This window comes from Waterburya agarophytonicola KI4, from assembly GCF_020640915.1.
In the GTDB taxonomy this organism is placed as follows: domain Bacteria; phylum Cyanobacteriota; class Cyanobacteriia; order Cyanobacteriales; family Xenococcaceae; genus Waterburya; species Waterburya agarophytonicola.
The window spans coordinates 1-25,580 of record NZ_JADWDC010000063.1; the positions used below are offsets into that span (position 1 = coordinate 1).

Here is a 25,580-nt window from a genome sequence, read left to right on the forward strand (position 1 = left end):
CCCACTAATAACACACTCATTCTTAGTGTAATTAATTTTGCCTAAGTACTTAATTCGCTTATTGCTAGAAAAATTATCCAGTCGCTCGACAATTTTACAACGGTGCATCTCAGGAAAATGCCAAACATAGCGTAAAAATTCCCAATTAAATTGTTCGGGACATCCCTTTGCCATATCGGGTCTAGTTTTACCAGCGTATTGTAAATATCTTTTGACTACACGCCACAGACAGAGATAACGATTAAAATCCAGCCAAATAATCGTGTCGGCTGCACTCAAACGAAGTTCCATCGTACCACCGTAATTACCATCGATAATCCAGCGATCGCCTTCAATTAACTTTTGATGTATTTCTTGCCAGCGATCGCTATTACTTTCTTGCCATCCAGGTTGCCAGTAATAACTATCCAAATGAATTACTGGTAAGTTTAGTTTCTTAGCTAATGTTACCGATAAAGTAGATTTACCCGCACCGCAAGAACCAATAATGGCTATTCGTTGCATCTTAAAATAATCAAAAAAGCGACCGCTATTTAATTAAACAGCGATCGCAATATCTAATCAAAGCTAATAGCTATTAGATAATTAATATGTTTCAACATGCCAGCGATGTTCTTTCTTCATTGCTTTGCGGTATTCATCCCAGTTAACATCATGTTTAGCTGCTGCTGCGCTTAGAGCTTCATCAATGCCTCCTTCCATGCCTTTTAAACCACAGATATAAGTATGGGTTTTGGGGTTCTGCATCATTTCCCAAAGTTCGTCAGCGTGTTCTGCAATTCTGTGTTGAATGTACATTCTTCCACCTTCTGGGTTTTGCTGTTCCCGACTGATAGCATAGTCCATGCGGAAGTTATCGTTTTTGCTAACCATCTCTTCTAACTGGTCTTTGTAGAGGATGTTTGCGGTTTTGGGAATACCGAAGAACAACCAAGCTTTACCTGTATAGTTGTAATCGGGGTTTTTATCTCCTTCTAAGAACATACGCCATAAATAAGCACGGAAGGGAGCAATACCCGTTCCTGTAGCAATCATAATGACGTTGGCATCTTCATCATCGGGCAATAGCATCTCTTTACCCACAGGACCAGTAATAGAGACATCATCACCAGGGTTTAGATTACAGAGGAAGCTAGAACAAACACCTTCAACTTGTTCGCCTGTTTCAGGATCTTCGTATTCTAATTTACGAACGCACAAAGAAACAGTTGTATCTTCTAAGTTATCTCCGTGACGAGTAGAGGCGATGGAATATAATCTCAATTTGTGAGGTTTTCCTTTTTCATCTTCTCCAGGAGGAATAATACCAATACTTTGACCTTCTACATAGTGTAAATCTCCACCAGAGAGATCGAATGTCATGTGACGACAAGTACCAACTCCACCTTCAGCTACTAAATCGTAAATTTCAGTACATTTACCAACGTAAGGATTTTTAGGACGATAAATATTAACGGGAACTTTTTTCTTCGCTTTTTTTGGTTCTGCTTGAGTCATAGATTTTTTATTATTGGATGCAGCTTTCTGCTGAGGTGCAGGCTGACTGGTTTGCGCTGGTACATCATTACCAACGGGTTGAATACTAATTACTTTTCCACCCAAATTATTGATGCGTCGCATCTCTTGATTCATTCGACTGTAGGGGACAGTGATAAACACAGTACCGCTATTGCGAATTGGTACATTAAAACTATTGCCGTTGCTATCTGAAGATAGACCTTCTACTTCATAAACAAACAAGCGGTTTTTATATTGTGTATTGCTGCTAGAAAATGCTGCACTAGAGTTATACATTACGCGAATTTTCTTCTCCCAACTTAAATTTAGACTATTAAATACTTTACATAACCGAACCTATTTCGCGATCCATCGTTTTGCCGAACTAGGAAATTAAAACAGTATTTTATGGTGTTTGCATTGTATTAATAGACTATCATTGAGAGTTTATTTTTGATTCGCGAGTCAAAAATAAATTGACTGTAATATAGGATCAGTAGTTGGGTATTCTTTACTACCCTACATTTCTAGAGCTACCATAGTCTGTAGTTTTTAATTCATTTTTACTATTTTTTAAAACTGTGGAATGACAAAACAGCTATTAATTTATGCAATTTCAATCGCAGGTGTTGGTATGTTTTCTCTTGTAGAGGTGGTTAGCTTCTGGTAAGATTCTTCAATGTTAGTAGTTAGCATTTAATACTTGATTAATCGATCTAAGAAGCAAGTTAGCTCAAAGCAATTTCCCGAAATATTGCGGATCTCAGTTTTGGGTAGTCTTAACCAAAATCTATCTTCGTGTATATTACTGTGGTACTGAGAGGTTATATTTAACGTTCTTATAGGATACAGGCAAAGTAGACGAAAACACTATCTAGGTAAACTTCTTAGACTTGCTTAATAATTACGGGTTAAATATTTAGTTTTTGTAGAAGAGGAATTTTATGACCGCCGATTTAGACCGAGTGGTACTTATCGGAGTAGCAGGGGACTCCGGATGTGGTAAATCAACATTTCTTCGTCGTTTGACCGACTTGTTTGGCGAAGAGTTTATGACTGTAATTTGTCTTGATGACTATCATAGTCTCGATCGCAAAGGCAGAAAAGCAGCAGGTGTTACAGCTTTGAATCCTAAAGCAAATAACTTCGACTTGATGTACGAACAAATCAAGTCCCTCAAAGAAGGTAATGCGATCGACAAACCTATTTATAATCACGAGACTGGGGAATTAGATCCTCCAGAAAGAATTGAACCTAATAAGGTAGTTGTGATTGAAGGATTGCATCCTCTATACGACGAAAGAGTCCGCGAACTGGTAGATTTCAGCGTTTATTTGGATATTAGCGACGAAGTTAAAATTCAGTGGAAAATTCAGCGCGATATGGCAGAACGCGGTCATACTTACGAAGATATTCTTGCTTCTATCAAAGCTCGCGAACCTGATTTCAAAGCTTATATTGAAGTACAAAGAGAATTTGCTGATGTTGTAATCCAAGTGTTACCGACTCAGTTGGTAGCAGACAAAGACAGCGAACTACTCAGAGTTCGTTTAATTCAGAAAGAAGGTGTCGAAAACTTCGATACTGTATATCTGTTTGATGAAGGTTCTACTATCGATTGGAGACCTTGTGGGCGTAAACTTACTTGTGCTTATCCTGGTATTAAAATGTACTATGGACCAGACGCTTTCTATAACAACGAAGTGTCTATCTTGGAAGTAGACGGTCAATTCGATAATCTTGAAGAAATGATCTACATTGAAAGCCATTTAAGCAATACTGGTACAGATCACTACGGTGAAATGACCGAACTGTTACTCAAGCACAAAGATTATCCTGGTTCTAACAATGGAACTGGTTTATTCCAAGTACTTGTTGGTTTGAAAATGCGCGAAACTTACGAAAAGTTAATGGCTACTACAGCAGCAACAGTCAACGTATAGGTCTTGCAATAAGATTAAATAAAATCTAATAAATATATTTTTAAAGTCGCGAGGAATCTAATTTTAGTATTCGCGGCTTTTTGCTGTTAATTTAACATTTGGATCGGTAACGGCATTTAGTTTGAACGTGAGATACGGGGAATTTAGTTCGTCTTGTACAACCACGCTGTTAAAACTAATTATAAATATAATATAAAAGAAGTTGTAGATTTAGTAAAAACTTCTAAATTATGTCTTCAATAACTAGTAGTGTAGATACAGCAGTCTCTGAATTTGTTGCGAATGGTTTAGAGTTGATTGGAACAGATGAATTTGACAATCTTAAAGGGTCAAAAGATTTTAATATTCTCAAGTCAAAAGAAGTAAAGATCGCTTTTCTATCATTTACTCATAATTCCAATAATTAGAAAACTATGTTATGTTGATAAAATTTCCAGATCGGAAGATAAATATTACAGAAAAGCGATCGCCTTCTTTAATAGAAAACAAATTTACTTAGAGCCGATTAATTCATCATTATCCCAATTAATAGTATCGCCAATCTCTTGCCCGTCGTGGTAAGCAGCCAAGATAACTTCGCTAGTTTTACCCCAAGCAATTGTGCCATCAGATGCGATCGCAATTGCCCCCAGATCTCGACCACGACTGCGAGATTCTGTCATTGATTTTGTCATCGCCTCCACTAAAGACATTCCATCAGTAACGCGAATCGCCACTTTAGCAGCCAGACATTCTTCCATGATGTCCTCCCCTATCCCCGTACAGCTTACCCCCGCAGAAGCGTCTGCATAGTTACCTGCGGGCATTGCCGAGTCGCTCACTCGACCAATTCTTTCTAAACCTTTGCCCCCAGTAGATGTACCCGCAGCAATTTTACCGTTGCAGTCGAGAGCTACTACTCCTATAGTACCTTTGCGGGGTTCGTGGACTAATTCTTGCTCTGCTACAACTCCCGCCATATCTTTATTGAAGTTTCCATCTCGCTCTTGTATCCATTCTTGGAGGCGAATATCTACCAAAGGATCGTAAATAGGAACGTTCAATTCTCGTAGTAATTCCTGCGCGCCATAATCGGATAGTACGCGATCTTCTTCTCCCTGGAGGAACTGGACTAATTCGATAGGATGTTGGACGCGAGAGACATTTATTATGCCACTAAAGCGTTGCCTAGAGCCATCCATCAAAGCAGCACTCATGCGGATCTGTCCGTCAGATTGTAGTACAGAACCAGTACCCGCATTAAAAGTTGGTCGATCTTCGAGTAATTGACATCCTTTAATTACGGCATCAACAGCAGTACCCCCAGAAGTAAGTATGGTATAAACTTCTCGAATAATGGAATGGAGTGCTTCGCGGACAACGGTTTCGCCTTTCTCGCTTTTGAGGTGTCCTCCCGCACCACCATGAATAATTAATTTGGGTTGTATTGTATTGCTAGACATAGTTTTGGTAATAGGTTGAGATCGAGTATTAATTAAGAATTGGTGTTAGCTGACTGTTTGCGACGACGACAGCGATCCGAACAGTATTTTACGTCATCCCAGCACTTTGACCACTTTTTGCGCCAAGTAAAAGGGCGATCGCATACAATACATATTTTGGTAGGTAGATCGGATTTTTTACGCTGACGAGCCATATTTTGAGGAAAAGGCAAGAGGAACAAGGAATGATGATTTATTTTTATTATTCCCTATAATTTGATAGTTTATTCAGATGAGTGAAAATATACTAGCTAATATTAGAATTGTCTTAGTCGAACCTGCGGGAGCGTTAAACGTGGGATCGATCGCGCGAGTGATGAAGAATATGGGATTAACTCGCTTAGTATTGGTTAACCCTAGATGCGATATTCGCGATGAATCCGCTAGGATTATGGCAGTACACGCGGTGGATGTTTTGGACAATGCTGTAGTAGCAAGCAGTTTGCCCGAAGCACTTGCAGGATGTCGGAAAGCGATCGCAACAACCGTTCGTTCTCGCAGCGTACCGATAAACTTAGAAGCACCCCCCGCAGCACTTCCTTGGTTGTTGACTCCTAATATTGAATCTGCGCTGATTTTTGGGGCAGAGGATCGGGGTTTGAGTAATGATGAACTAAAATACGCTCAAAAGTTTGTTTGCGTTCAATCCAATCCCGATTATCCTTCTTTAAACCTAGCCCAAGCAGTAGCTATCTGTAGTTATGAGCTTTACCAAGCCTGGTTGAAAATGAGCGACAATCCAGCCCAAACTGTTGTATCACAGCCTACATTGAGAGAGGAATCTATCCCGACTAATGCCCCGATAGATGTGTTGGAGGGATACTATCAACATCTAGAAGAAGTGTTGTTAGAAATTGGCTATCTATATCCCCATACCGTACCCGTGAAAATGGAAAAGTTTCGCCGCTTGTATAATAAAGCCAACCTCCAACCAGAAGAAGTCGCAATGTTGAGAGGAATATTACGACAGGTTCGTTGGGCAATTAAACAAGGTGGTAATCCTAAGTCTGACTGACTTGGAGACTTGGAGACTTGGAGACTTGGAGACTTGTCATTTTCTTGGCTTTGCTTTCCACGTACCTCCATAGCGATAATAGGGGTTGTTCTGACTAACTTGCGACCAACATTCAGGGCATACCATGACCCAAGTTTTTTGTTCTTGATATTTAATACGGTAGCGAATATCTGCTAAATTATTACAGCGATCGCAAAGTTTTGATTTTGATTGAGCCACATTATAATTAAATTCAATTTTACTTATCCTTTAACGATCGCGCCAAAATCTGCCAAAACCCTGGCGTGATTCCGTAGTAAACCCAAGAGATTCAAGCGATTTTGTTTAACATCGGGATTTTCTGCCATCACCAAAACGCTATTTTCTCCGTCAAAGAAGTTACTAACTACAGGGGCAATTTTACTTAATCCATCGACTAATAATTGGTAGTTACGTTGTTCTTGAGAGGCTTCTGTTTGGGGTAGTAATTCCACTAAACCATCATAAAATTCTTGTTCTGAAGACTCTTCAAACAGTTCGGGATTAATATACTCTTGAGGATCTAATGCTTCTGTATCCAAGTCTCCTTTGGTTGCTAAACGAGCAGATCGGTTAATTGTTTCATAAATCTCATTTAACTTGCCGTTGTCGCGGATTTCTTGCAGAAATAGAGCGCGATCGCGGGCATCCAATAAATCTTCTAAGGCTCTCTCTGTATATTCTGCATCATCATCTCCCAAGATGGCATTCACCAAGTCATAATCGATATTTTTCTCGTCTTGTAAGAGAGTGCGAATCCGTTGTAAGAAAAACTCTTGTAAGGCTACTAAAGGAGATTCTTCATCGGAATGGGCGGATACAAAATCTGCTGCACCTTGTTCTAACAATTCATTCAAGTTGATATCTAAATCTGCATCCCAAGTAATATTAACGATGCCATTAGCAGCACGACGCAAAGCAAAGGGATCTGACGATCCACTGGGAATCATGCCAATCCCAAAAATACCAACTAAAGTATCCAAGCGATCGCTGATACCGACGACTCTACCATTGAGGGTACTGGGCATAGCATCGTCTGCACCTCTGGGTAAATAGTGTTCAAAGATTCCCTTGGCTACGGTAGGAGACTCGCCACTCACTACTGCGTACTTTTCTCCCATCACTCCCTGTAATTCAGGAAATTCGTATACCATTTGAGTAACGAGATCGGCTTTACACAATAAAGCAGTACTTTCAATCTCATTATGCTGTTCTTCCGTAGCATTTAGCTGTTCGGCAATGATTTTTGCTGTGTCGATAATGCGATCGACTTTATCCCGCATTGAGCCTAATTTTTCTTGGAAAGTAACGTTTTCTAATTCTGGAAGATAAGTATCTAAATGCTCGTCACAATCCGCTTGATAAAAGAATTGAGCATCTGCCAGTCTGGCACGAATTACCCTGCCATTTCCTTCGGCTATGACATCCTTTTTCTGAGGATCGCCATTAGAAATAGTGATAAAGTTAGGCAATAGACTATTATCACCACCCTCTTGATGAACGGGGAAGTAACGCTGATGGCTGACCATTACCGTCGTAATTACTTCGGTAGGTAGCTTTAAAAATTCCTCTTCAAACTTCCCTATAACGGCAGTGGGATATTCCACCAGATCGATGACTTCTTCGAGCAGATCGGGATATATTTCTGCTTTACCACCTAATTCCTCTGCCTCTGCTATAATTTCGGCGATAATCTTTTCTTTTCTAGCGATCGAATCAACTTCTACCGATGCCGATCGCATTTCCTCTACATAGTCTGTAGCCTGGTTGAGAGTAACTGTATCGGGATGCAATACCCGATGTCCGTTCGTAATGCGATCGCTTTTGATAGTTTCCGATCCATTAACCAACTCTAGGGGTAATACTTCTCCATCCCACAAAGCCACTAACCAACGAATGGGACGAGGAAAACGTAAATCGCCATCACCCCAACGCATAAAGCGTTTGCCTTCCAGACCCGTAATCCATTGAAGACATAATTCTTGTAAAATCTCAGTAGTGCTGCGACCTTTGATTTTCTTTTGAATAAAGAGAAATTCACCCTTAGGAGTATCACGAATTTCAATATCATCTAAACTAACACCCTGTTTGCGAACAAAACCTTCTGCTGCTTTGGTAGGCTGTCCGTCTTTATAGGCTGCCCTTACAGGAGGACCTTTTACCTCTTCTTCCCGATCTGACTGCTGGCTGGGAATATCTTTAATTAAGATGGCTAAACGGCGAGGAGTCCCATAATATTCAATGGTTGCGGGGGTCAAAAACTCTTCTGATAAACTTGCAGAAACTTTGGTTTTCCATTGCGCGATCGCACTACTTACAAAGTCTGCTGGTAGTTCCTCTGTACCTACTTCGAGTAAAAAATTAGCCATAAAAAAGATTTACTGATTGCCATATCGTTTAATCAGGATAACAGTTGTAGGGCGGGCAAGAAAAAGAATTTTATCAGCGATTGAGAACAAGCATTTATTACCCACCAAAAAAGATTTTGCAATGGATTATTGGCGATGTTGTAGGGCGATCGCTTTTAATTTTTAAAGGCTTTTAATTTTGCGTTTTACAGTTCAATTGTTTGTTTACTTTAACTTAAAACTCAAAAAATAAAATTTGAGTTTTAAAAGGAGCATGTTGTGGCAAGAATCAGGAAACCTCAATCTTTATCAAGTTTATTGACCCTCATTCCAACTAGCTTACTTTATTTATAACCAAGTGGAAGTAATAGTAAAAGCGATCGCAGCATTAGAAAGTCATATCAATAAGAAAAAGCAAGAATTAGCTAATTTTATAGAATGGATCGATCGAAGTTCTGTTGCCCAAAAGCTAAAACGAGGACACTTAGAAATTCTCAAAGATGCAGTAAAACATCCAGGTAAAGAATTTACGGCACAACAGATAGCAGATAATTTAGGTATAAGTTTGAATACTGCCAGAACTTATTTAAAAAAACTAGCAGAAGAAGATTTATTAGTTTTGTCATCTAAGAAAAAAAATCGCGCTGTTTGCTACAATTTTCCCCCACAACGATAATCGACTCACTATCGAATTGAGCTAAAATCACTCTACTTTTTTTAACCCAATTGGCTTTTTGTTCTAAATACGGAGTTGTACTTAATTTCAGGGCTGGAAGTAACAGAGCGATCGCGGTTGATAACAGTAAAAAAGTCTAATTTGATTCTAATGTCACGTTGATACCATCTATCGTTACTTTGCCATCCCAAATTTCATAGCTTGCTGACATTTTGTAGATAATGTACTTTTCGCAAAACTGATAGGGTTTATCGTTGATAGTTAATGTGTATTGGCTACGAGAATCATTTAGGGCATAAAGATTGCTAATCATGTTAACGAATAGTCTATCTTTTGATTCTGCATTCTCTTCCACCCACCAAATTCTCATGTCGTCATTAACGTATTTTGGTGCAAGAATATCGGCTGGATGCTCTATTTCAGATATGTAGTAGTTACGATCGGCACCTTGAACTACAATGATTATCTTGAAACAATCTGTGTCTTCCCAATCTTTTGCAGCCTTGCTTTTTTCTAAAGCGATCGCCAAAAAACGCTCTTTTCCTACCTCCGTGTAACCCTGTTCGAGATTGATTACAGGGGTTCCATACAGAAGATATGGTGAAATTTTGATTAGATTAATCGGTTTTTTATTCATAAACTGCACCATAATTACGGTTTTGTTTTATGGGCGAAGCAAATACAGTATATTTAAAACTTATTCTAATTTTTCAAACAAGGTTGCCAGAATAGTATTAGAGAAAAGAAACCCTTCAGGATCGTTGAGGTGTATTTTTTGAATTGAGGATAAATCAATCTCATCAGACTTAATTAACTGGCGATCGCCATCTATTAATTCAATCCATCCTTGACGATGATAAGGCTGCAAACACGACCAAATTTTCTGTAATGTATCTGGCTCAAACTGTGCCGTATCTATCCCTTCAGCCAAACGAAAACCCAACATCAAGGTTTCCAATAAGCGATCGCTTGCAGTCATTTCTGGCGCATCGATAATTGCACCTGCTTCTATCCATTTATAGTATTCCCGACGAGTGCGGGGGCGAGTAAATCTTTGATTGTTTACATAACTGGCTGCACCCATACCAAAACCATAGTAAGGTTTATTTTCCCAATAAACGCGATTGTGCCGACATTGATAGCCTGGTTGGGCATAATTAGACACTTCGTAGTGCTGGTATCCCGCAGCGGTTAAAGTTTGTTGCGTTAAGCGATACATTTCTGCTGTATCGTCATCATTAGGTAAGGGGGTTTCTCCTGGCTGATATTGTTTGCCAAATGCGGTGACGGGTTCGAGTACGAGATCGTAACAAGATAGATGCTTAGGAGATATAGCGATCGCTTTTTCTAAAGATGTCTGACAGTGTTCTAAACTCTGATGAGGTAAGCCTGAAATAAGATCTAAGCTAAAGTTATCTACATTTAGCTGTTGGATAATATTGACCGCTTCTGTCACATCATCCAATGTATGAGATCGCCCGCATATTTTGAGTAATTCTGGATCGAAGCTTTGCACCCCCAAACTAAAGCGATTTAATCCTGCATCCAAATATCCTTTAAGGCGATCGCGATCGAAAGTCCCTGGATCGATTTCCAGGGAAATTTCCGCACCTGTAGCGATACCGAATTGCAAAGCGATCGCATTTATTATGTTTGATAATTCAGCAGGAGATAACAAAGAAGGTGTCCCTCCGCCAAAGAAGATTGTTTTGACTGGTTGATTAATTGAAGGTGTTAGTTGAATATCCTCAATCAAGGCTGCAATGTATTCTTCTACCATAAAGGATGCTGATTTTCCACCTTTATCTCCCACTACAGAAATGGGAAAATCACAGTAATAACAACGGCGACGACAAAAAGGAATGTGAATATAAGCTGCTGTAGGAAAAATTGCTTGAGAATTAATTATCAAAATAAATATATAATAAAATCTTATATCTTCTATCTATAAATAATACGATTCTTCGATAAGATATCTTGAAAAAATCACACTTAGTTAAAGATATATTATCAATTATTACTGAATTGTTTAGCATTTAAAAATTGTATTAAGTACAATTTTAAAAAATTACTTTGACAGTATTTTTATCGAATGAAACCCTTGATACAAAGAAATTATAACGATCTTTTGCTATCTAAAATAATTTCGCTCGATCTTAAGAACTACCTAGTTTTTCTACACTATTGTCCAATAATTTATTAAAGTAAAGAAGAAATATATCCTTTATCATAATTCTCAACTAAAACAATGGTTGATGCCATCATAATTATCATATGTATCATTGCAGCAGTAAACATCGGTTTTGATAGTTTGCAGTTGCTTCCTCCTGACATCTTGGAAGGAGTATCTAATATTGAAGCCTTACGCTTTGTCATTGCGGGGTTCGCCACTATTATTGGTTTGGGGATTGGGGTGGCAGTACAGACTACCTATCGCCGTTTAGAAATCCAAATTCGCAATACCAAAATAGAGATTATCATTACTAGAGCGATCGGCTTGGTAATGGGTTTATTGGTAGCAAACTTGATGTTAGCACCGATGTTCCTCTTGCCTATTCCCAAAGAGTTGAGCTTTTTCAAACCTACTGTCGCAGTTTTAGCTAGTGTGATGTTTTCCTATTTAGGTATTGGTTTGGCTGATACTCACGGGCGTACTTTTCTGCGGTTAATCAATCCTAGTAGTATCGAATCAATGTTAGTTGCCGAAGGTACTCTCGAAGCAATGCCGACGAAGGTACTCGATACTAGCTGTATTATTGATGGCAGAGTTGAAGAGTTACTAAAGACTGGCTTTTTGGAAGGACAGGTTTTAATCCCTCAGTTTGTTCTCCAAGAATTGCAAAATTTAGCTGATGCTAGCAATTCCCAAAAAAGAATTCGTGGTAGAAGAGGATTAGACATTCTCAATCAAATGCAGGAAGAATATCCCGATCGCATTGTGATCAATAAAGCAGATTATGAAGACATTGAAACCGTCGATGCAAAACTGGTAAGGCTAACTCAAGAGATTAGCGGAACTTTGCTTACTAATGACTACAACTTGAGTAAAGTTGCTAACCTACAAAAGGTTCAGATACTTAACATTAACGATCTGGCTCGTTCGTTGCGTCCTATCTATCTTCCTGGGGACAATTTAGAGCTTAAAATACTCAAACAGGGTAAAGAACCCGAACAGGGAATTGGCTACCTAGAAGATGGCACTATGGTGGTGGTAGAAGAAGGAAGCGATAGTGTGGGGGGAGAACTTCAGGTGGTAGTTACCTCCTCTTTGCAAACTTCTGCTGGAAGAATGATCTTCGCCAAGCCTCAGTCAGAGTCTGAAAGCTATTCTAATGTTATTACTTGATGTCAGTTGAGTTAAGACCTTAATTGATTTAATAAAGCGATCGCCTTTTTTTATAACATTTTATATTAATGTTTTTGAGCAATTTCTATCGCTTTTTTATTAGGCGATCGCTTTTTTTGAGTATTACTGAAAAACAACAGTAATTTGTTTAAATTTATTTGGCTTCAATTGTATCTAGCTTACCTTGAACTTTTTGTACTACATTCTCGGGTAGAGGAATATAACCCAATTCCTCAGCGAAAGCCTGTCCGTCAGTCAATGACCAGTTTATGACGTTTTTAAATGCTTCCAATTTATCGGGATTGTCATATGTGCCGTAAGCCAAAATCCAGGTATAAGTGACAATAGGATAGGATTCATCTCCTTCAGGATCGCTGACAAAAGCACGGAGGTTTTCGGGTAACGTTGCTGCTGCGAGTGCATTAGAAGCAGATTCACCAGAAGGAGCAATATAATTTCCTGCTTTGTTTTCTAAAGTAGCAGAAGGAATATCTTGCTGTTTGGCATAACCGTACTCAATATAACCTAGGGAACCTTCAGTTTGCAGAATTTGAGCCGTAACACCTTCATTTCCTTTTGCACCAAGTCCTGTAGGCCATTCTACAGTTTTTCCCTCCCCAACTTTCTCTTGCCATTCAGGATTGATTGCGCTGAGGTGCTTGGTGAACACGCCTGTCGTACCACTACCGTCAGAACGATAAACTACTGTGATTTGGCTATCGGGTAATTTAGCATCTGGGTTTAAAGATGCGATCGCCGGATCGTTCCATTTAGTGATTTTACCCAATAAAATATCTACATAAGCTTGACGAGATAATTTTAATTCAGGAACATCGGGCAAGTTGTAAGCAAGAACAATACTTCCCGCAGTCATCGGCAACAAAGCTACTCCACGCTCTACCGCAGCAATTTCCTCATCCGTCATTGCCACATCACTAGCACCAAAATCTACAGTACCTTGAGTAAACTGTTCGACTCCCGCACCACTACCTACAGATTGATAAGATACCCTAACGTTAGGATTTTGCTTATTGTATTCACTAAACCATCTTTGATACAATGGAGCGGGAAAACTAGCTCCAGCACCTGTTAAAGATACAGACTTTCCACCGCCACCATCACCAGCAGATCCAGCAGATTCTGTGCCTGTCTCAGTGGCACCACAAGCTGTAAGACTTAAGGATATAGCAAGCATTGGTGCAATCCATATTTTTCTTCTAAGAGAAACTGTAGAAATCATAATATATATTATCTTGTTGTTAACTGCTTAATATTCAGACCTTTTAGCAATCTGGAAATTAATTTTGCGATGAAAATGAGCGGAAAAATATACGCTTTTTGTTCCCATTGCTACATTAATTTACCTTGTTTCCATTACTTATAGATAAAGAAAAGGTTAACAAGAAGTTAACTAAGAGTTATCATTGCCTCTTAGCTATTACGGTTTTCTTCATTTAACTCTTCAGAGAAATCTTGACGTTTATTAAATTGATACGCCCCCATTAATGCACCCCAAGTTCCTTTTCCCGTCTTAGGATCGATGCCTTTATCGTAAGTTAGTAATTCATCCGCATTAGCTTTAAAGCCCAGAAAAACTTGAAAGGTTATTCCCTGATAAGTAACGCTACAGGGTTTTTCGGTGATGGGAGTTGTCTCAAAAGAATATTTACCCAAGACTAATTCTTGGGTAGCCACCCTGAGAGTGCAGTCGGGTAAAAATTTTATTTTGTCAGGAGTTATTTGGGAGATTAAATCTTTATTTTGTCCCGCCCCTTGAGCAGTAGCTAGATCTTCAAACATATAGAATTCTACTTCGATAGTTTCTCTTTGTCTCAGACGTAAAATTCTCGGACGATAGGGTAAATCGAGGTTGATAACATTAGCTTGTTCGGCGAATAAAGTAATACTATCTTCTCTAAAAATAGGTACGGGGCGTATCCAAAGCCTCAAATGAACGTACCAAGCTGGCTGTGATAAAGCCTGGCTTTTGTTATCGAATTCCCCAGCTAAATAGTTAGCTAGAGCAATCAATGGGGGAGAAAAAGTCATATTATTGCATTAGACTATAAAAAGGAGTAATCGACATATTAAGTATTATCGATCGCCATAATCGAAGTATATGACGATCGCTTGGAAAAATTCAATTATCAAGCGGGTTTCATCACTACAACTCCATATGCTTCTGGATTGAGATATTTTTGGGCGGCTTTTTGTAAATCCCGAGCAGACACGGATTGAATATGTTGAGAATAGTTTAAAGCAGGGGCGAGGTCTTGAAGCTGAGAATAATAGTAACCGTATAGATTTGCGCGATCGCTGGGACGTTCGTTGGCAAAGATAAATCGATTGGCTACTTGAGTCCGAATACGGTCGATATCTTTTGTTGCTATAGGTTCAACTTGAATATTTTTAATTTGATCGGAAATTGCTTGTTCTACTTCTTCAATGTTTTCGGCGGGTAAAGCAGCAGAAATATAAAATACACCTTGATGAGTTTGGGTCATATTGCTGACACCAATTTGATTGACTAAACCTTTTTCTTCTCGCAATTCTCTAAACAAACGAGATACCTTACCCTGTCCTAAAATAACGGCTAGGACATCTAAGGCATAAGTCTCATCGATATCTTTCATTCCTGGGACGCGCCAAACCATAACTAGCCTCGACTGTTGGAGACTTTCGTCGGTATATTCATGACGAACAATTTCATTAAAAGGCTTTTCTGGGTTGACAGAAGGAGTTGTGTTTTTTTGATATTCTTGACCCAAACTATAATGACTATCGAATGCTTGAGTAACAATGTCAACCAACTCTTCTACGGGCAAATTACCCACTACTGCTGCGGTCATGGACTGGGGTTGATACCACGCGCCGTGAAAATCTCGCATTTGTTGCGATCGCAAACTTTCAATTACCGTTGCAGGACCTAATACGGGGCGACGATAGGGAAGAGTTTCATAGCAGGTTTCCATCGAACGATAAAAAGTACGGCGACGAGGACTATCTTCGGAGCGACGAATTTCTTCTAAGACTACTAGTTTTTCTCGTTCAAAAGCCTCATTTTCTAGACTGGGATTGAGAACTACATCTAATTGTAGGGGTGCTAGTTCGGCAAAGTCTTTGGGAGCAGTCGTAATATAGTAATGGGTATAATCTTGACTGGTAGCAGCATTGGTTACTGCACCTCGTTCTTCAATTAATTGCTCGAATTCACCAATCTCTAGATTCGGCGTACCTTTGAACACCATATGCTCTAAAAAATGTGCCATGCCATTAATTTCATCGCTTTCTTTGGCAGAACCCACATTAATCCACACATTTAGATTGACCGCATCAACGGGCATTTGTTCGGCAATAATAGTTAAACCATTATCTAGCTTACATATATTTGGGGCGTTGAGTTTGGGCTGTTTGGTCAGAATTGAAGTCATTAAATTAAATATATGCAGCTATATAAAAGATAGGGAAAACTTATAGTCATTTTAGTCTTTATTATCCAATAAAAAAAAGGAAGATAGAAAACGATCGCAATCGCTAATTAAATTATTTCATTTTCCTGACTCCCATTAACCCGACCATAATCGAGATTAAACGTTTACGATAAATCAGGTTCAAACCACACACAGTAAATCAATAAAATTGAAAAACTGCAAAAAAATTGTTGAGTTGGGAACTATATTAATTGAACTTGCATATATCAGGGGGTAGAAAGTGTCATTAGATTGGATAAAATCGCTAGCTTCAATCTCTTTAGGTTTATTTATCTGGGATTCAGGATTATCAGCTCAAGCAATATCCCCACCTACAATCGAACGCACGGTCGAATGCGAGCTATTGGTCATTGGTGGCGGTTTATCGGGAGTTGCTGCTAGTTATGAGGCTCTCTTAGCAGGAAAAACCGTTTGCATGACTGAAATTACCGATTGGGTTGGGGGACAAATTTCTTCTCAAGGTACTTCTGCTCTAGATGAAAGAACTACCCAACGCTCTAAGCTTTTTTTTCCTCGGGGTTACTTGGAATTTAGAGAGCGCATTGAAGCATATTATCAAGAATTAAACCCAGGAGACTGTTGGGTAAGCGAATCTTGCTTTTTACCCAAAGATGCTCATAAGGTGATGTGGCAGCAATTAAAAGCAGCCGAGATGAAGGGAAAAGGTACGCTTAAATGGTTTCCCGCCACGGTAGTTAAAGATTTATCTATTGAAACCATGGCAGGAGAAGGAACGGGGAAGCAGATACAGAGTGCGGTAGGGATTCAACATACCCCTAAAAGTAAATATTTACCTCTTAATACCCTGCCTTTATCCAGCACTATTGAAGATGCCTATAATTACGAAGACTCTGCCAAATTTAGTAAAGAGATAATTCGTTTTGTCCCCGCATCTACCTCTAAAGAAGCAGCAGATTGGTATGTCATCGAAGCCACAGAAACAGGAGAAATTGTCGGTCTGGCAGATGTTCCCTATCGTTTGGGGGTCGACCCTCTTTCTTCTTCCGAACCTTCTTCATCGAGCGTAGAAGGAGATCCTTATTGCACTCAAGGGTTTACTTATACCTTTGCTATGGAAGCGATGGAAGATGCTCAAGAACACGAGATTCCTACTTTTTACGATCGCCATCAAAACTACTATAGCTATGAATTAGAAAGACTGGCAGACTTTAATTTGGTTTTTACTTATCGTCGTATTTGGAGTCCTCAACAAGGAGATTTAGAAAAGTTTCGAGGAATTGAATTCACGGCACCCACCCCTGGTGATATTTCAATGCAGAATTGGACTTGGGGTAATGATTATCGTCCTGGTACGTCTCAAGATAATTTGGTTTACACTCGCAAACAATTAGAAGAATTGGGTCAACTCAAACCAGGGGGATGGTCAGGGGGATTGCGAGCTAAAACCCTGCGTCGCGGAGAAGACCATGCTTTGGGTTATTTTTATTGGCTGGTGCGGGGAACAACCGATTCTCAGTTGGGAGATGGAGTCAAAAAACCCTACCCCAATCATCGTCTGCTGACAGGATTGGATTCTCCTATGGGTACGGCTCATGGTTTATCTAAATATCCCTATATTAGAGAAGGTAGACGAATTATTGGTCGCACGTATCCAGGCTATTCCCAAGGTTTTACTATTACGGAAATAGATATTTCGCGGGCTGACTATCGGAACGAACACTACAGCGAAAATCTCGATTCCACTACCTATCGTCAACTTTGGAAAGGGGTAGATGGTAGGGAAGCTTTGAGCAATAGAAATATGGCTATTGAAAAGATTAAGAGACGGACTCGTTCGACTATTTATCCCGATTCTGTGGGAGTGGGTCATTATGCGATCGATTTTCATCCCTGTATGAACGAAAGCCCAGCGGAGAAAGCAGGCAATACGGAGCGAAAAGGAGAGCGTCAGGGAGGTGGACAGGCTTATCCCTTCCAAATTCCTTTAAGAGCGATGATTCCCCAAGAAATTGATAATTTAATTGTGGCGGGAAAAAGTATTGCTACCAGTCATATTGCTGCTGCTGCTTATCGAGTTCATTCTTTTGAATGGTCTTCTGGTGCTGCTGCGGGAATTACAGCAGTCTTTGGTTTGGAAGAAGGAGTTATGCCCTATCAGTTGGTAGATGAAGCTTTTATTCACGAAAAAGAGTTAAAGATCTTAAAAGACAAGTTAGATAAGAGTGGCAACCCCACCGCCTTTCCCGACACTTCTATCTTTAATCAGGATTGGGAGGATTGGCAGTAAGAAGAAGGGGCAAACTGTCGTTTGCCCGTATATTAAGTAAATTGATTCTAAACAAAACCGTCAAAGCTTTGATTCGTAAGTCTGGATGTCCCAAGTACGAACTACTTGACTAATTTGATTGGCGATCGCTAATATTCCCAAATCCTGCCATCTTTTTCCGACTATTTGTACTCCAATAGGCAATCCGAATTCAGTTTTACCGATGGGAATGACGACTACAGGATTTCCCGTAAAATTTAACGGCATTGTATAACCGCCGCAAGCTAAAAGATAGGGAAATTTAACACCATCGACTTCAATTGGTTGACCTAGATTGCAGTGAGGAAAAGCAGGAGAAAGGGAGACGGGACAAATCCAAGCATCCCAAGGATCGATAAAGCAATCCATTTCTACTATGGCGCGATCGCGATCGTTCAAAATAGCTTTGTATTTTGCCAGGCTGGGGGGAAAAGCTCGACTAGTTTTTCGACGAAAAGGACTACTATAATTGGTTTGGGTTTGAGTTAAGAATTCATTGGTCAGAGCAAACTGCAATCCCCTGAAAATATCCTTAATAGAAAGAGTTGAGGCAAACAGTTCAAAAAATGACAAAATACCGTAGTTAGTCAAAATTTGCGACCAGGTGATATCAATGGGTTGAGATTGAGTTAGATTGACACCTGCATCAGTCAGACGATTGATTAAATCTTGAATACATAACCGTGTATCTTGACTTATGGGCAGGAAATCATAACCATACGTCCAAGCGATTCTCAGTTCGGATAGTTGCTTGTTTGCTGGCTTATCTAAAGCTACAGGGGGTATTTCTGGCTGTCTATTATCTGCCCCTGCAATTAAAGACAAACATAGCTCTAGATCTGCTACAGAACGAGCTAAAGCACCAACTCTCAGCATTGTACGGACATATTTGGGTTGTCCTGGGAGGGGTGGAATGTGTCCTGTAGTAGCAACTCTCCCATCTGTGGGCATAAATCCATAAACTCCGCAATAATGGGCGGGGAGACGAATAGAACCCCCAAAATCACTGCCCAAGTCTAAAGCAGAAAATCCCGCAGCAACTGCACTTGCAGATCCTCCACTACTCCCCCCAGGAGTATAATCTAAACCCCAAGGATTATTGGTGCGTCCGAAGAGAGGATTGTTGCTTTGATAGTCTATTGCTAGTTTTGGCAGATTGGTTTTGCCAATAATAATTGCTCCTGCTGCTCTCAATCTTGCCACAGTAGTAGCATCTTGTAGGGGTACATAATCTTTTAAAGGTGGATAGCCCGCAGTAGTTCGTATGCCTTCTGTGGCTAATGTATCTTTAATGGTGACGGGTACGCCGTGTAAAGCTCCCCAATTTTCTCCTCTAGCTATGGCTGCGTCAGCCTCAATGGCTTTTTGTTTTGCCTTGTCTGTGTCTAAAGTAATGACAGCATTTATCTTATTGTTATATTTTTCAATCTGTTCGTGATAAGCATTGACGACTTCTACTGAGGAAATTTCTTGTTCCCGAATCATTTGAGCCAATTGACTCGCTGTCGCGAATACTATATTCATATTTAAGAGTTATTTGATAATGTTGTTTCTAAGCAAGGATTGTAAAAATTGCCCACTACTTTATCTATCTCTTCTGCGATCGCTAGCAATGCCATTTCTTGCCATCTTTTTCCCACAATTTGGACGCCAATAGGCAATCCAGTTTTGCTTTGTCCGATGGGAATTACAACGACAGGATGTCCTGTAAGGTTGAATAGCATGGTGTAACCGCCATTAGCTAAAAAATAAGGAACTTTTCGCCCTGCTATCTTGATCGCTTCACCTTTGGGGCGATGGCTAAATGCCAAAGTCATCGCAACGGGACACAGCCAGACATCAACTTTTGCTAGGGCTTCATCCATTTGAGCGATAAAGCGATCGCGTCGAGTTAGGATTTCAAAATATTGTTTTAAGTTCGGGTTCAATAAGGTGGGTAAAAAATGACTGAAATTGTTTAAATCTCTTAATTCTTTATCTCCCTGGGTTGCTTCGCGAAACATGGCAGGTAAGTTTTTTTTGCTAGCATCAAAATCTGCTGGTTGAGAATAGACAAAATTCAATGCTGTTAGCTGATTACAAACCTGAAATGCCGATTGCAGATCCAATGTTGGAGATGTCCAATTTTCTATACTTGCACATACTGGCTTGAGTTTATCTACCGCTAAATTAATTGCTTGTCGAATTTCCAAACTCGGAGGCATTTTAGCCCAACTATCTGAGACTGCTATTGTTAGATCTGATAATTTCTTATTCCCTGCTATATCTAAGGGAACGGGTGGAACGTCTGGCTGTCGGGGATCTGTACCAGCAGTCAGAGATAAACACAGTCTTAGATCTTCAATTGATCGCGCAAAAGAACCTACTGTCATTAGCTGGCGGATACATTTAGGCATTCCTGGTGCTTCGGGAATGTGTCCTGCGGTAGACAAACGACGTTCCGTTGGTTTTAAGGCATATACCCCACAAAAATGGGCTGGTTGACGAGTCGAACCCGAACAATCATTGCCCAAATCTAAAGCGGAAAAACCCGCAGCTATAGCTGCTGCACTACCACCAGAACTACCACCAGCAGTACAATCTAAGTTCCAGGGATTATTAACCCGCCCAAAAAGATCGTTAGTACTTTGAAAATCGCTTGCCATTTCGGCAAGATTACTTTTACCTAAAATAATTGCTCCACCTTGGCGCAAACGGGAGACAACGGTTGCATCTCGATCGGGGATGCGATCTTTAAGGGGTTTGTAACCTGCGGTAGTTAGCAATTCTGCCGTTTCAAAAGTATCTTTGAGGGTGATGGGTACGCCGTGTAAAGCTCCCCAATTTTCTCCTCTAGCTATGGCTGCGTCAGCTTCAATTGCTCTGGTTAGAGCTTTATCTCGATTCAATGTTGCGATCGCATTTATTTTATTGTTATATTTTTCAATCTGTTCGAGATAAGCATTGACGACTTCTACTGAAGAAATTTCTTGTTCCCGAATCATTTGAGCTAATTGGCTCGCTGTCGCAAATACTATATTCATCTAAAATTAAGTGCTAATTATTGCCAATTGAATATATTCAGCTAGGGTAGTTGCATCCACTCCTAATTCAGTACGCTCTTTTGCTGCCAAAATTCCCGATCGCGCGTGCCAAAAAGCAGCGCCAGCGACTATATCTAATAACTTTTTATCTTTGGTTTGGGCGATCAAACCACCCATCAAACCCGTTAAAACATCCCCGCTACCACCTCTTGCTAGGGCGGGGGTACTTTCAGGAATCAGCCAAGTTAATCCTGTTTCGTTGGCGATCGCCGTTCTCGCTCCTTTTAATAATATAATCGAATTACTTTGTTGGGCTGCGGTTTGCAATCGAGTTAAGCGATCTAAGGTATCATTAACAATTTCGGGAAAAAGACGCTTAAATTCTCCTTCATGGGGAGTTAAGACAGTGGGAAATTCTCTTTGAGCTAAGACTTCTATGACATCTTGTTCGGATAAAATGTTTAAAGCATCTGCATCCAGAATTAGAGGACATTCGACGGAGAGTACTTTTTCTACTATAGATTTGGCATCTTTAGTAATACCACAACCACAAGCGATCACTTGAAATTGATTTAAGTTGGTTTGAGAAAAAGGTAATGAAGCGATCGCGCCTTCTTTATTTTCGGGACATTCAATAATTAGAGCTTCTGGTATTTGGCTCACCATCATCGTTTTCAGGGACTCTGGCACGGCTACGGACAACATTCCTACTCCACTAGCCCTAGCACCTAAGGCGGTTAAAATTGCTGCTCCTGCATAGCGTAGAGAGCCACAGATTAACAACAGATGTCCCTGGCTGTATTTGTGAGTGACTGATGGACGAGGTAAAGGAAGTAGCTTGAGAGCAATTTCTCGATCCATCTTTTTGACTGGTGCTGGTTTAGTTAAAACAGACCAAATTTGATGGGGCAAAATACCAAAATCTACGCGCTCGCTTTTGCCCAAATATGCCAAAGCAACATCTTGAAAAAAAGCTTGTTTCCATAAACCCAAACAGAGAGTATGGCTAGCTTTAATTGCCCCACCGAGAGCTTCCCCCGTATCGGTATGTATTCCTGAAGGAAGATCGATACTAACTACAGGTTGGGACCAATTATTGATTGAATTAACTACTTCCACTATGTTGGGGGGTAACTCGCGAGTCAAACCAAAGCCAAATAAACCATCAATCAATAACTGACATTTTTGTAAGGGTTCGATCTCATCATAAAAATTAATCCCCAAACTCGTCGCATAATTAGAGTGGTTTGTCGTCAGAGATTTGAGTTTGAAAAAAGGGCGAAAAACTTTGACCTTATATCCTGCTAGATATAGCTCGCGAGCGACTACTAAAGCATCTCCACCATTATGTCCTGGACCAACTAAAATGCCGACAGAAGTAAAAGCAGACTGGGGGTATAAATCCTGAATGCGATCGCTACAAAGCCTAGCTGCTTTTTCCATCAGGGCAGAGACAGGCATTCCCGCAGCGAAGATTTGTTCTTCTATTTGCTGCATTTGGGATGCAGAGACGATAATGGTTTCGACTATATTTTTCATTTTTTGGCAGCCATTAGCTATTAGCTATTAGCTTTGATAACATCAAATTTCGGCAATACTAATAGTTAAATTGTAATCGCCCAAACTCGTACCTAGATCGTTACTAAAGTTAGTACTACCATTAATCGGATCATATTCAAAATTAGCAAAGCTGCTGACTCCCAAATAATATTCTCCATCAACTTCGGCGGTAAAATCAATTAAAGAATCGGTACTAGAAGTTTCATCGTCAGCCATACCATCATCATTATTGGCAATTTCGCTACCCGAACTATCAAATAACCGCAACACGCTATCTAAATCTGATTCTTGTATTGCTGCATCGATATCTAGGGTAATTGTATCTCCTTGATTCAATTTGAATTGATAGATGTCTACATCTGAAGTAGAAGCGATCGCATCATCGATTGTAGTCGATCGCTTTCCGACAGAAGTAATTCCCGTATTAATAGCTTCGGAGATCGTATTATCAGAATCTTCATCGGGGATAACGGGAGATATATCAAAACTTAGTTCGTAATTCCCCGTACTAAAGCCAGAAGTATTGGAAAAGTTAGTACTACCGTTAATTGGATCGTAGGTAGTATTTCCTTCGCTGCTCACCCCAATATAGTATTCTCCTGAAGTCTCGGCAACAAAATTAAGCAGAGAGTCGGCAGTGGTATCATCTGCCTCGATATTGCGATCGTCGTCGTCATCAAAAGCTAATTCGTTTCCTTCAAAGTCAAATAAGCGTAGATATGAATCTAAATCCGACTCTTGGGCTGCTGCATTTATATTCAGTGCGATGCCCTCTCCTGCATCCAACTGAAATTGATAAAGATCGACATCCGATGCTGCATCTATGGCTTGAGTTAATACCGCGCTAGTTTCTCCCGTCGAACTAACATTACTCTCAATAGCTTCGGAGATAGTATTATCGGTATCTTCGTCGGCAATAATATTAGCTAGATCAATTTTTAGCTCGTAGTTGCCTATAGTACTGAAGGGACTAGTTACATTACTGGAAAAATTGGTTCGCCCATTAACCGCATCGTAGTCAAAATTACCCGAAGCACTTACGCCAATAAAATATTCTCCAGGGGCAGAGGGGGCAAAAGCGATCGCCGAATCGAGGTTTAAATCTCCTGTAAAGTTGGTATCGTCATTATCATCAAAGGTTAACTCGTTGCCCTCAAAGTCAAATATCCGCAAGAAAGAATTTAATTCCGAATCTAAGATTGCTGCATCTAGATCTAGATATATCCCATCTCCTTCATCTAGCTGCACTTGAAAGATATCTACATCGAGTTCTGGATCTATTGTTCCTGCAAAAACTCCCTTTCTTTCTTCCGAAGAACTTATTTCGCTATCAATTGCCTCGGCGATAGTATTATCTGGATCTTCATCGGGAACAACTTCGACTATATCTGCTTGGAGTTGATAATCTCCCCTACTAAAGCCGTTATTGGGAGATAAATTGATGTTGGTATCTCCATTGATTGGATCGTAATCAAAATTGCCCGCACTACTTACCCCAATAAAGTATTCTCCAGGGGTCGGGGGTGCAAAATCAATAGTAGAATCTGTAGTAATGTCGCTGGCATCTGCACCAGGATTATTGAGACTATTATCATCAAAAGCTACTTCATTACCATCCCCATCGAAGACACGCAAATAGGAGTCGAGTTCCGAATCGATCGCTTTAGCATTAACCCGCAACTTAATTCCTTCACCTTGGGCTAATTCTACTTTAAAGATATCCGCATCAGATTCCAATTCGATCGCACTATCGGTTAAGCTGCTACCACTATCATCGATATTGATGGCGATCGCTTCACTAATGGTATTGTCAACATCTTCATCAGCAATAACTTCAACTAGATTAAAACTGAGATTGTAGTCTCCAGGGATAAAACTATTGCGCAACAGATCTGGACTATCTCCATTGACGGGATTGTAAATAGTATTGGCAATACTACTCACCCCGACGTAATATTCCCCCGTTTCGTTGGCAATAAAACCAATATAAGAATCTACGCTAAAATCCTCTGATTCTAAAGAAAAATCGTCATTAAATGCTAATTGATTGCCATTGCCATCGAATACCCGCAGATAGGAGTCAAAGTTAGCCCTGTCATTATCGGCATTTACCGTATCAATATCGAGGGTGATTCCTTGTCCTCGATCTAATTGAAATTTATAGAGATCGACATCTGATAATAAATCAACACTACCACTGACAGTAAGGGTTTGTTCGAGAGTCGAACTTACATTAGTTGCGATCGCTTCAGTAATTATATTATTAGGTTCTAGTTCCATGAGATAAAAATTCGTCTGAATATAAGTAGATCGAGCTAAATTTATGATTGTGAGGATTTAATTATATTTCTAGACTCTAATTTTGGCTTATTTTTGTACGGGCGATCGTCTCCTCTACTGAGATCTAAAACTAGATAAAAACCTGAAGAAATAATGAGTGAATAAATACTTATTACTCATTTTATTTACTACTTAAACAGTCCGACAACTAGTTTTTGCCACCGTAAATTTCACCCACCTGTTTTCATACATCATTATGGAGTGTCTCATTAAAAAGAGTAACACCCCATAATGACATTTGATGCTACGCCTTACGGTGCTGATTCAAGAATAACCATTTAACTAGATAATAAAAGGCAAACACAATTGCGACTGCCTCTATTGATGTGATCAAAAACAATGCAACTTCTCGATGCATTTGAACTCCACGAGGTAAGTGTAAGAGAATCCCCACAACACTTTTAAAAAATGTTTAAAAATTCCTGTTCGCCCAAATCGACCATTGGCAGGAAGTCATAAACGAAAAATTATCTGACTGTGTGCAGATTATTTTCCAAAAAGCTCATCAACCTTCCCTCTAATCATTAAATAGGGGTAATAGACATACTACCCCCTTGGGGATAGTTAAGAGTTTTT

21 protein-coding genes are annotated in these 25,580 nt (G+C 39.8%); 6 read left to right on the forward strand and 15 right to left on the reverse strand.

The features are described from left to right. Both I4641_RS18725 and cpcD/petH read right to left on the reverse strand, forming a co-directional pair. Positions 1-504, reverse strand: a 504-nt coding sequence (locus I4641_RS18725) for a DNA topology modulation protein (protein ID WP_229642106.1), incomplete at its 3' end; no start/stop codon positions are given. 81 nt (positions 505-585) lie between these two features. Continuing rightward, a complete protein-coding gene (gene cpcD/petH, locus I4641_RS18730; protein WP_229642107.1) occupies positions 586-1,794 on the reverse strand; it encodes a bifunctional rod-capping linker CpcD/ferredoxin--NADP reductase PetH in 1,209 nt (402 codons plus the stop codon). A 647-nt stretch (positions 1,795-2,441) separates the two neighbouring features. On the opposite strand from cpcD/petH, the gene I4641_RS18735 reads away from it, so the two are divergent. Continuing rightward, positions 2,442-3,440 carry a phosphoribulokinase gene (locus I4641_RS18735; protein ID WP_229642108.1) on the forward strand — a complete coding sequence of 333 codons (999 nt, stop codon included), beginning with the start codon at positions 2,442-2,444 and terminating at the stop codon, positions 3,438-3,440. 230 nt (positions 3,441-3,670) lie between these two features. Then, positions 3,671-3,847: a hypothetical protein gene (locus tag I4641_RS18740; protein ID WP_229642109.1), complete on the forward strand. Its 177-nt coding sequence runs from the start codon at positions 3,671-3,673 to the stop codon at positions 3,845-3,847. Positions 3,848-3,931: 84 nt separating this feature from the next. On the opposite strand, the gene I4641_RS18745 is transcribed toward I4641_RS18740, so the two are convergent. Then, positions 3,932-4,882: an isoaspartyl peptidase/L-asparaginase gene (locus tag I4641_RS18745; protein ID WP_229642110.1), complete on the reverse strand. Its 951-nt coding sequence runs from the start codon at positions 4,880-4,882 to the stop codon at positions 3,932-3,934. 32 nt (positions 4,883-4,914) lie between these two features. Then, positions 4,915-5,076 carry a DUF2256 domain-containing protein gene (locus I4641_RS18750; RefSeq protein WP_369426840.1) on the reverse strand — a complete coding sequence of 54 codons (162 nt, stop codon included), beginning with the start codon at positions 5,074-5,076 and terminating at the stop codon, positions 4,915-4,917. Positions 5,077-5,153: 77 nt separating this feature from the next. On the opposite strand from I4641_RS18750, the gene I4641_RS18755 reads away from it, so the two are divergent. Beyond that, entirely contained in the window at positions 5,154-5,936 is a 783-nt protein-coding gene (locus tag I4641_RS18755; RefSeq protein ID WP_229642112.1) for an RNA methyltransferase, read from the forward strand. A 36-nt stretch (positions 5,937-5,972) separates the two neighbouring features. Here I4641_RS18755 and I4641_RS18760 read toward each other — a convergent pair whose 3' ends face one another. Both I4641_RS18760 and glyS read right to left on the reverse strand, forming a co-directional pair. Further along, positions 5,973-6,155: a DUF8622 domain-containing protein gene (locus I4641_RS18760; protein ID WP_229642113.1), complete on the reverse strand. Its 183-nt coding sequence runs from the start codon at positions 6,153-6,155 to the stop codon at positions 5,973-5,975. 23 nt (positions 6,156-6,178) lie between these two features. Then, positions 6,179-8,323 carry a glycine--tRNA ligase subunit beta gene (glyS, locus tag I4641_RS18765; RefSeq protein WP_229642114.1) on the reverse strand — a complete coding sequence of 715 codons (2,145 nt, stop codon included), beginning with the start codon at positions 8,321-8,323 and terminating at the stop codon, positions 6,179-6,181. Between the two features lie 337 nt (positions 8,324-8,660). On the opposite strand from glyS, the gene I4641_RS24280 reads away from it, so the two are divergent. Beyond that, positions 8,661-8,978 (forward strand): winged helix-turn-helix transcriptional regulator, encoded by a 318-nt coding sequence (locus tag I4641_RS24280; protein ID WP_229642115.1) that lies wholly within the window; start codon positions 8,661-8,663, stop codon positions 8,976-8,978. Between the two features lie 136 nt (positions 8,979-9,114). Here the strand turns inward: I4641_RS24280 and I4641_RS18775 are convergent, their stop codons facing one another. Both I4641_RS18775 and hemW read right to left on the reverse strand, forming a co-directional pair. Further along, positions 9,115-9,615, reverse strand: coding sequence for a hypothetical protein (locus I4641_RS18775; protein WP_229642116.1), 501 nt, complete (start codon positions 9,613-9,615; stop codon positions 9,115-9,117). Between the two features lie 60 nt (positions 9,616-9,675). Beyond that, positions 9,676-10,890, reverse strand: coding sequence for a radical SAM family heme chaperone HemW (gene hemW, locus I4641_RS18780; RefSeq protein ID WP_229642117.1), 1,215 nt, complete (start codon positions 10,888-10,890; stop codon positions 9,676-9,678). Between the two features lie 336 nt (positions 10,891-11,226). On the opposite strand from hemW, the gene I4641_RS18785 reads away from it, so the two are divergent. Then, a complete protein-coding gene (locus tag I4641_RS18785) occupies positions 11,227-12,324 on the forward strand; it encodes a PIN/TRAM domain-containing protein (RefSeq protein WP_229642118.1) in 1,098 nt (365 codons plus the stop codon). 154 nt (positions 12,325-12,478) lie between these two features. Here the strand turns inward: I4641_RS18785 and pstS are convergent, their stop codons facing one another. The 3 genes from pstS to I4641_RS18800 all read right to left on the reverse strand — a co-directional run bounded on the left by pstS (position 12,479) and on the right by I4641_RS18800 (position 15,755). Next, positions 12,479-13,564, reverse strand: a complete 1,086-nt coding sequence (pstS, locus tag I4641_RS18790; RefSeq protein ID WP_229642119.1) for a phosphate ABC transporter substrate-binding protein PstS — start codon at positions 13,562-13,564, stop codon at positions 12,479-12,481. A gap of 191 nt (positions 13,565-13,755) precedes the next feature. Continuing rightward, entirely contained in the window at positions 13,756-14,373 is a 618-nt protein-coding gene (locus I4641_RS18795; protein WP_229642120.1) for a chromophore lyase CpcT/CpeT, read from the reverse strand. Between the two features lie 98 nt (positions 14,374-14,471). Next, the gene (locus tag I4641_RS18800) at positions 14,472-15,755 is read right to left on the reverse strand and encodes a M16 family metallopeptidase (protein ID WP_229642121.1); all 1,284 of its coding nucleotides are present in this window, start codon (positions 15,753-15,755) and stop codon (positions 14,472-14,474) included. A 280-nt stretch (positions 15,756-16,035) separates the two neighbouring features. Here I4641_RS18800 and I4641_RS18805 point away from each other — a divergent pair, with 280 nt between their 5' ends. Further along, a complete protein-coding gene (locus tag I4641_RS18805; RefSeq protein ID WP_229642122.1) occupies positions 16,036-18,063 on the forward strand; it encodes an FAD-dependent oxidoreductase in 2,028 nt (675 codons plus the stop codon). Between the two features lie 60 nt (positions 18,064-18,123). On the opposite strand, the gene I4641_RS18810 is transcribed toward I4641_RS18805, so the two are convergent. The 4 genes from I4641_RS18810 to I4641_RS18825 are packed head-to-tail and all read right to left on the reverse strand — an operon-like array spanning position 18,124 to position 24,944. Next, entirely contained in the window at positions 18,124-19,605 is a 1,482-nt protein-coding gene (locus I4641_RS18810) for an amidase (RefSeq protein ID WP_229642123.1), read from the reverse strand. 2 nt (positions 19,606-19,607) lie between these two features. Beyond that, on the reverse strand, positions 19,608-21,104 hold the full coding sequence (locus I4641_RS18815; protein WP_229642124.1) for an amidase: 1,497 nt from the start codon (positions 21,102-21,104) through the stop codon (positions 19,608-19,610). Between the two features lie 6 nt (positions 21,105-21,110). Next, a complete protein-coding gene (locus tag I4641_RS18820; RefSeq protein ID WP_229642125.1) occupies positions 21,111-22,643 on the reverse strand; it encodes an NAD(P)H-hydrate dehydratase in 1,533 nt (510 codons plus the stop codon). A gap of 42 nt (positions 22,644-22,685) precedes the next feature. Then, positions 22,686-24,944, reverse strand: coding sequence for a DVUA0089 family protein (locus I4641_RS18825; protein ID WP_229642126.1), 2,259 nt, complete (start codon positions 24,942-24,944; stop codon positions 22,686-22,688). Positions 24,945-25,580: the final 636 nt, after the last annotated feature.

Bases quoted from the DNA above. Each gene is read 5' to 3' on its own strand.
- cpcD/petH (WP_229642107.1), bottom strand. From the start codon at position 1,794: ATGTATAACTCTAGTGCAGCATTTTCTAGCAGCAATACACAATATAAA.
- I4641_RS18735 (WP_229642108.1), top strand. From the start codon at position 2,442: ATGACCGCCGATTTAGACCGAGTGGTACTTATCGGAGTAGCAGGGGAC.
- I4641_RS18740 (WP_229642109.1), top strand. From the start codon at position 3,671: ATGTCTTCAATAACTAGTAGTGTAGATACAGCAGTCTCTGAATTTGTT.
- I4641_RS18745 (WP_229642110.1), bottom strand. From the start codon at position 4,882: ATGTCTAGCAATACAATACAACCCAAATTAATTATTCATGGTGGTGCG.
- I4641_RS18750 (WP_369426840.1), bottom strand. From the start codon at position 5,076: ATGGCTCGTCAGCGTAAAAAATCCGATCTACCTACCAAAATATGTATT.
- I4641_RS18755 (WP_229642112.1), top strand. From the start codon at position 5,154: ATGAGTGAAAATATACTAGCTAATATTAGAATTGTCTTAGTCGAACCT.
- glyS (WP_229642114.1), bottom strand. From the start codon at position 8,323: ATGGCTAATTTTTTACTCGAAGTAGGTACAGAGGAACTACCAGCAGAC.
- I4641_RS18775 (WP_229642116.1), bottom strand. From the start codon at position 9,615: ATGAATAAAAAACCGATTAATCTAATCAAAATTTCACCATATCTTCTG.
- I4641_RS18785 (WP_229642118.1), top strand. From the start codon at position 11,227: ATGGTTGATGCCATCATAATTATCATATGTATCATTGCAGCAGTAAAC.
- pstS (WP_229642119.1), bottom strand. From the start codon at position 13,564: ATGATTTCTACAGTTTCTCTTAGAAGAAAAATATGGATTGCACCAATG.
- I4641_RS18795 (WP_229642120.1), bottom strand. From the start codon at position 14,373: ATGACTTTTTCTCCCCCATTGATTGCTCTAGCTAACTATTTAGCTGGG.
- I4641_RS18800 (WP_229642121.1), bottom strand. From the start codon at position 15,755: ATGACTTCAATTCTGACCAAACAGCCCAAACTCAACGCCCCAAATATA.
- I4641_RS18810 (WP_229642123.1), bottom strand. From the start codon at position 19,605: ATGAATATAGTATTCGCGACAGCGAGTCAATTGGCTCAAATGATTCGG.
- I4641_RS18815 (WP_229642124.1), bottom strand. From the start codon at position 21,104: ATGAATATAGTATTTGCGACAGCGAGCCAATTAGCTCAAATGATTCGG.
- I4641_RS18820 (WP_229642125.1), bottom strand. From the start codon at position 22,643: ATGAAAAATATAGTCGAAACCATTATCGTCTCTGCATCCCAAATGCAG.
- I4641_RS18825 (WP_229642126.1), bottom strand. From the start codon at position 24,944: ATGGAACTAGAACCTAATAATATAATTACTGAAGCGATCGCAACTAAT.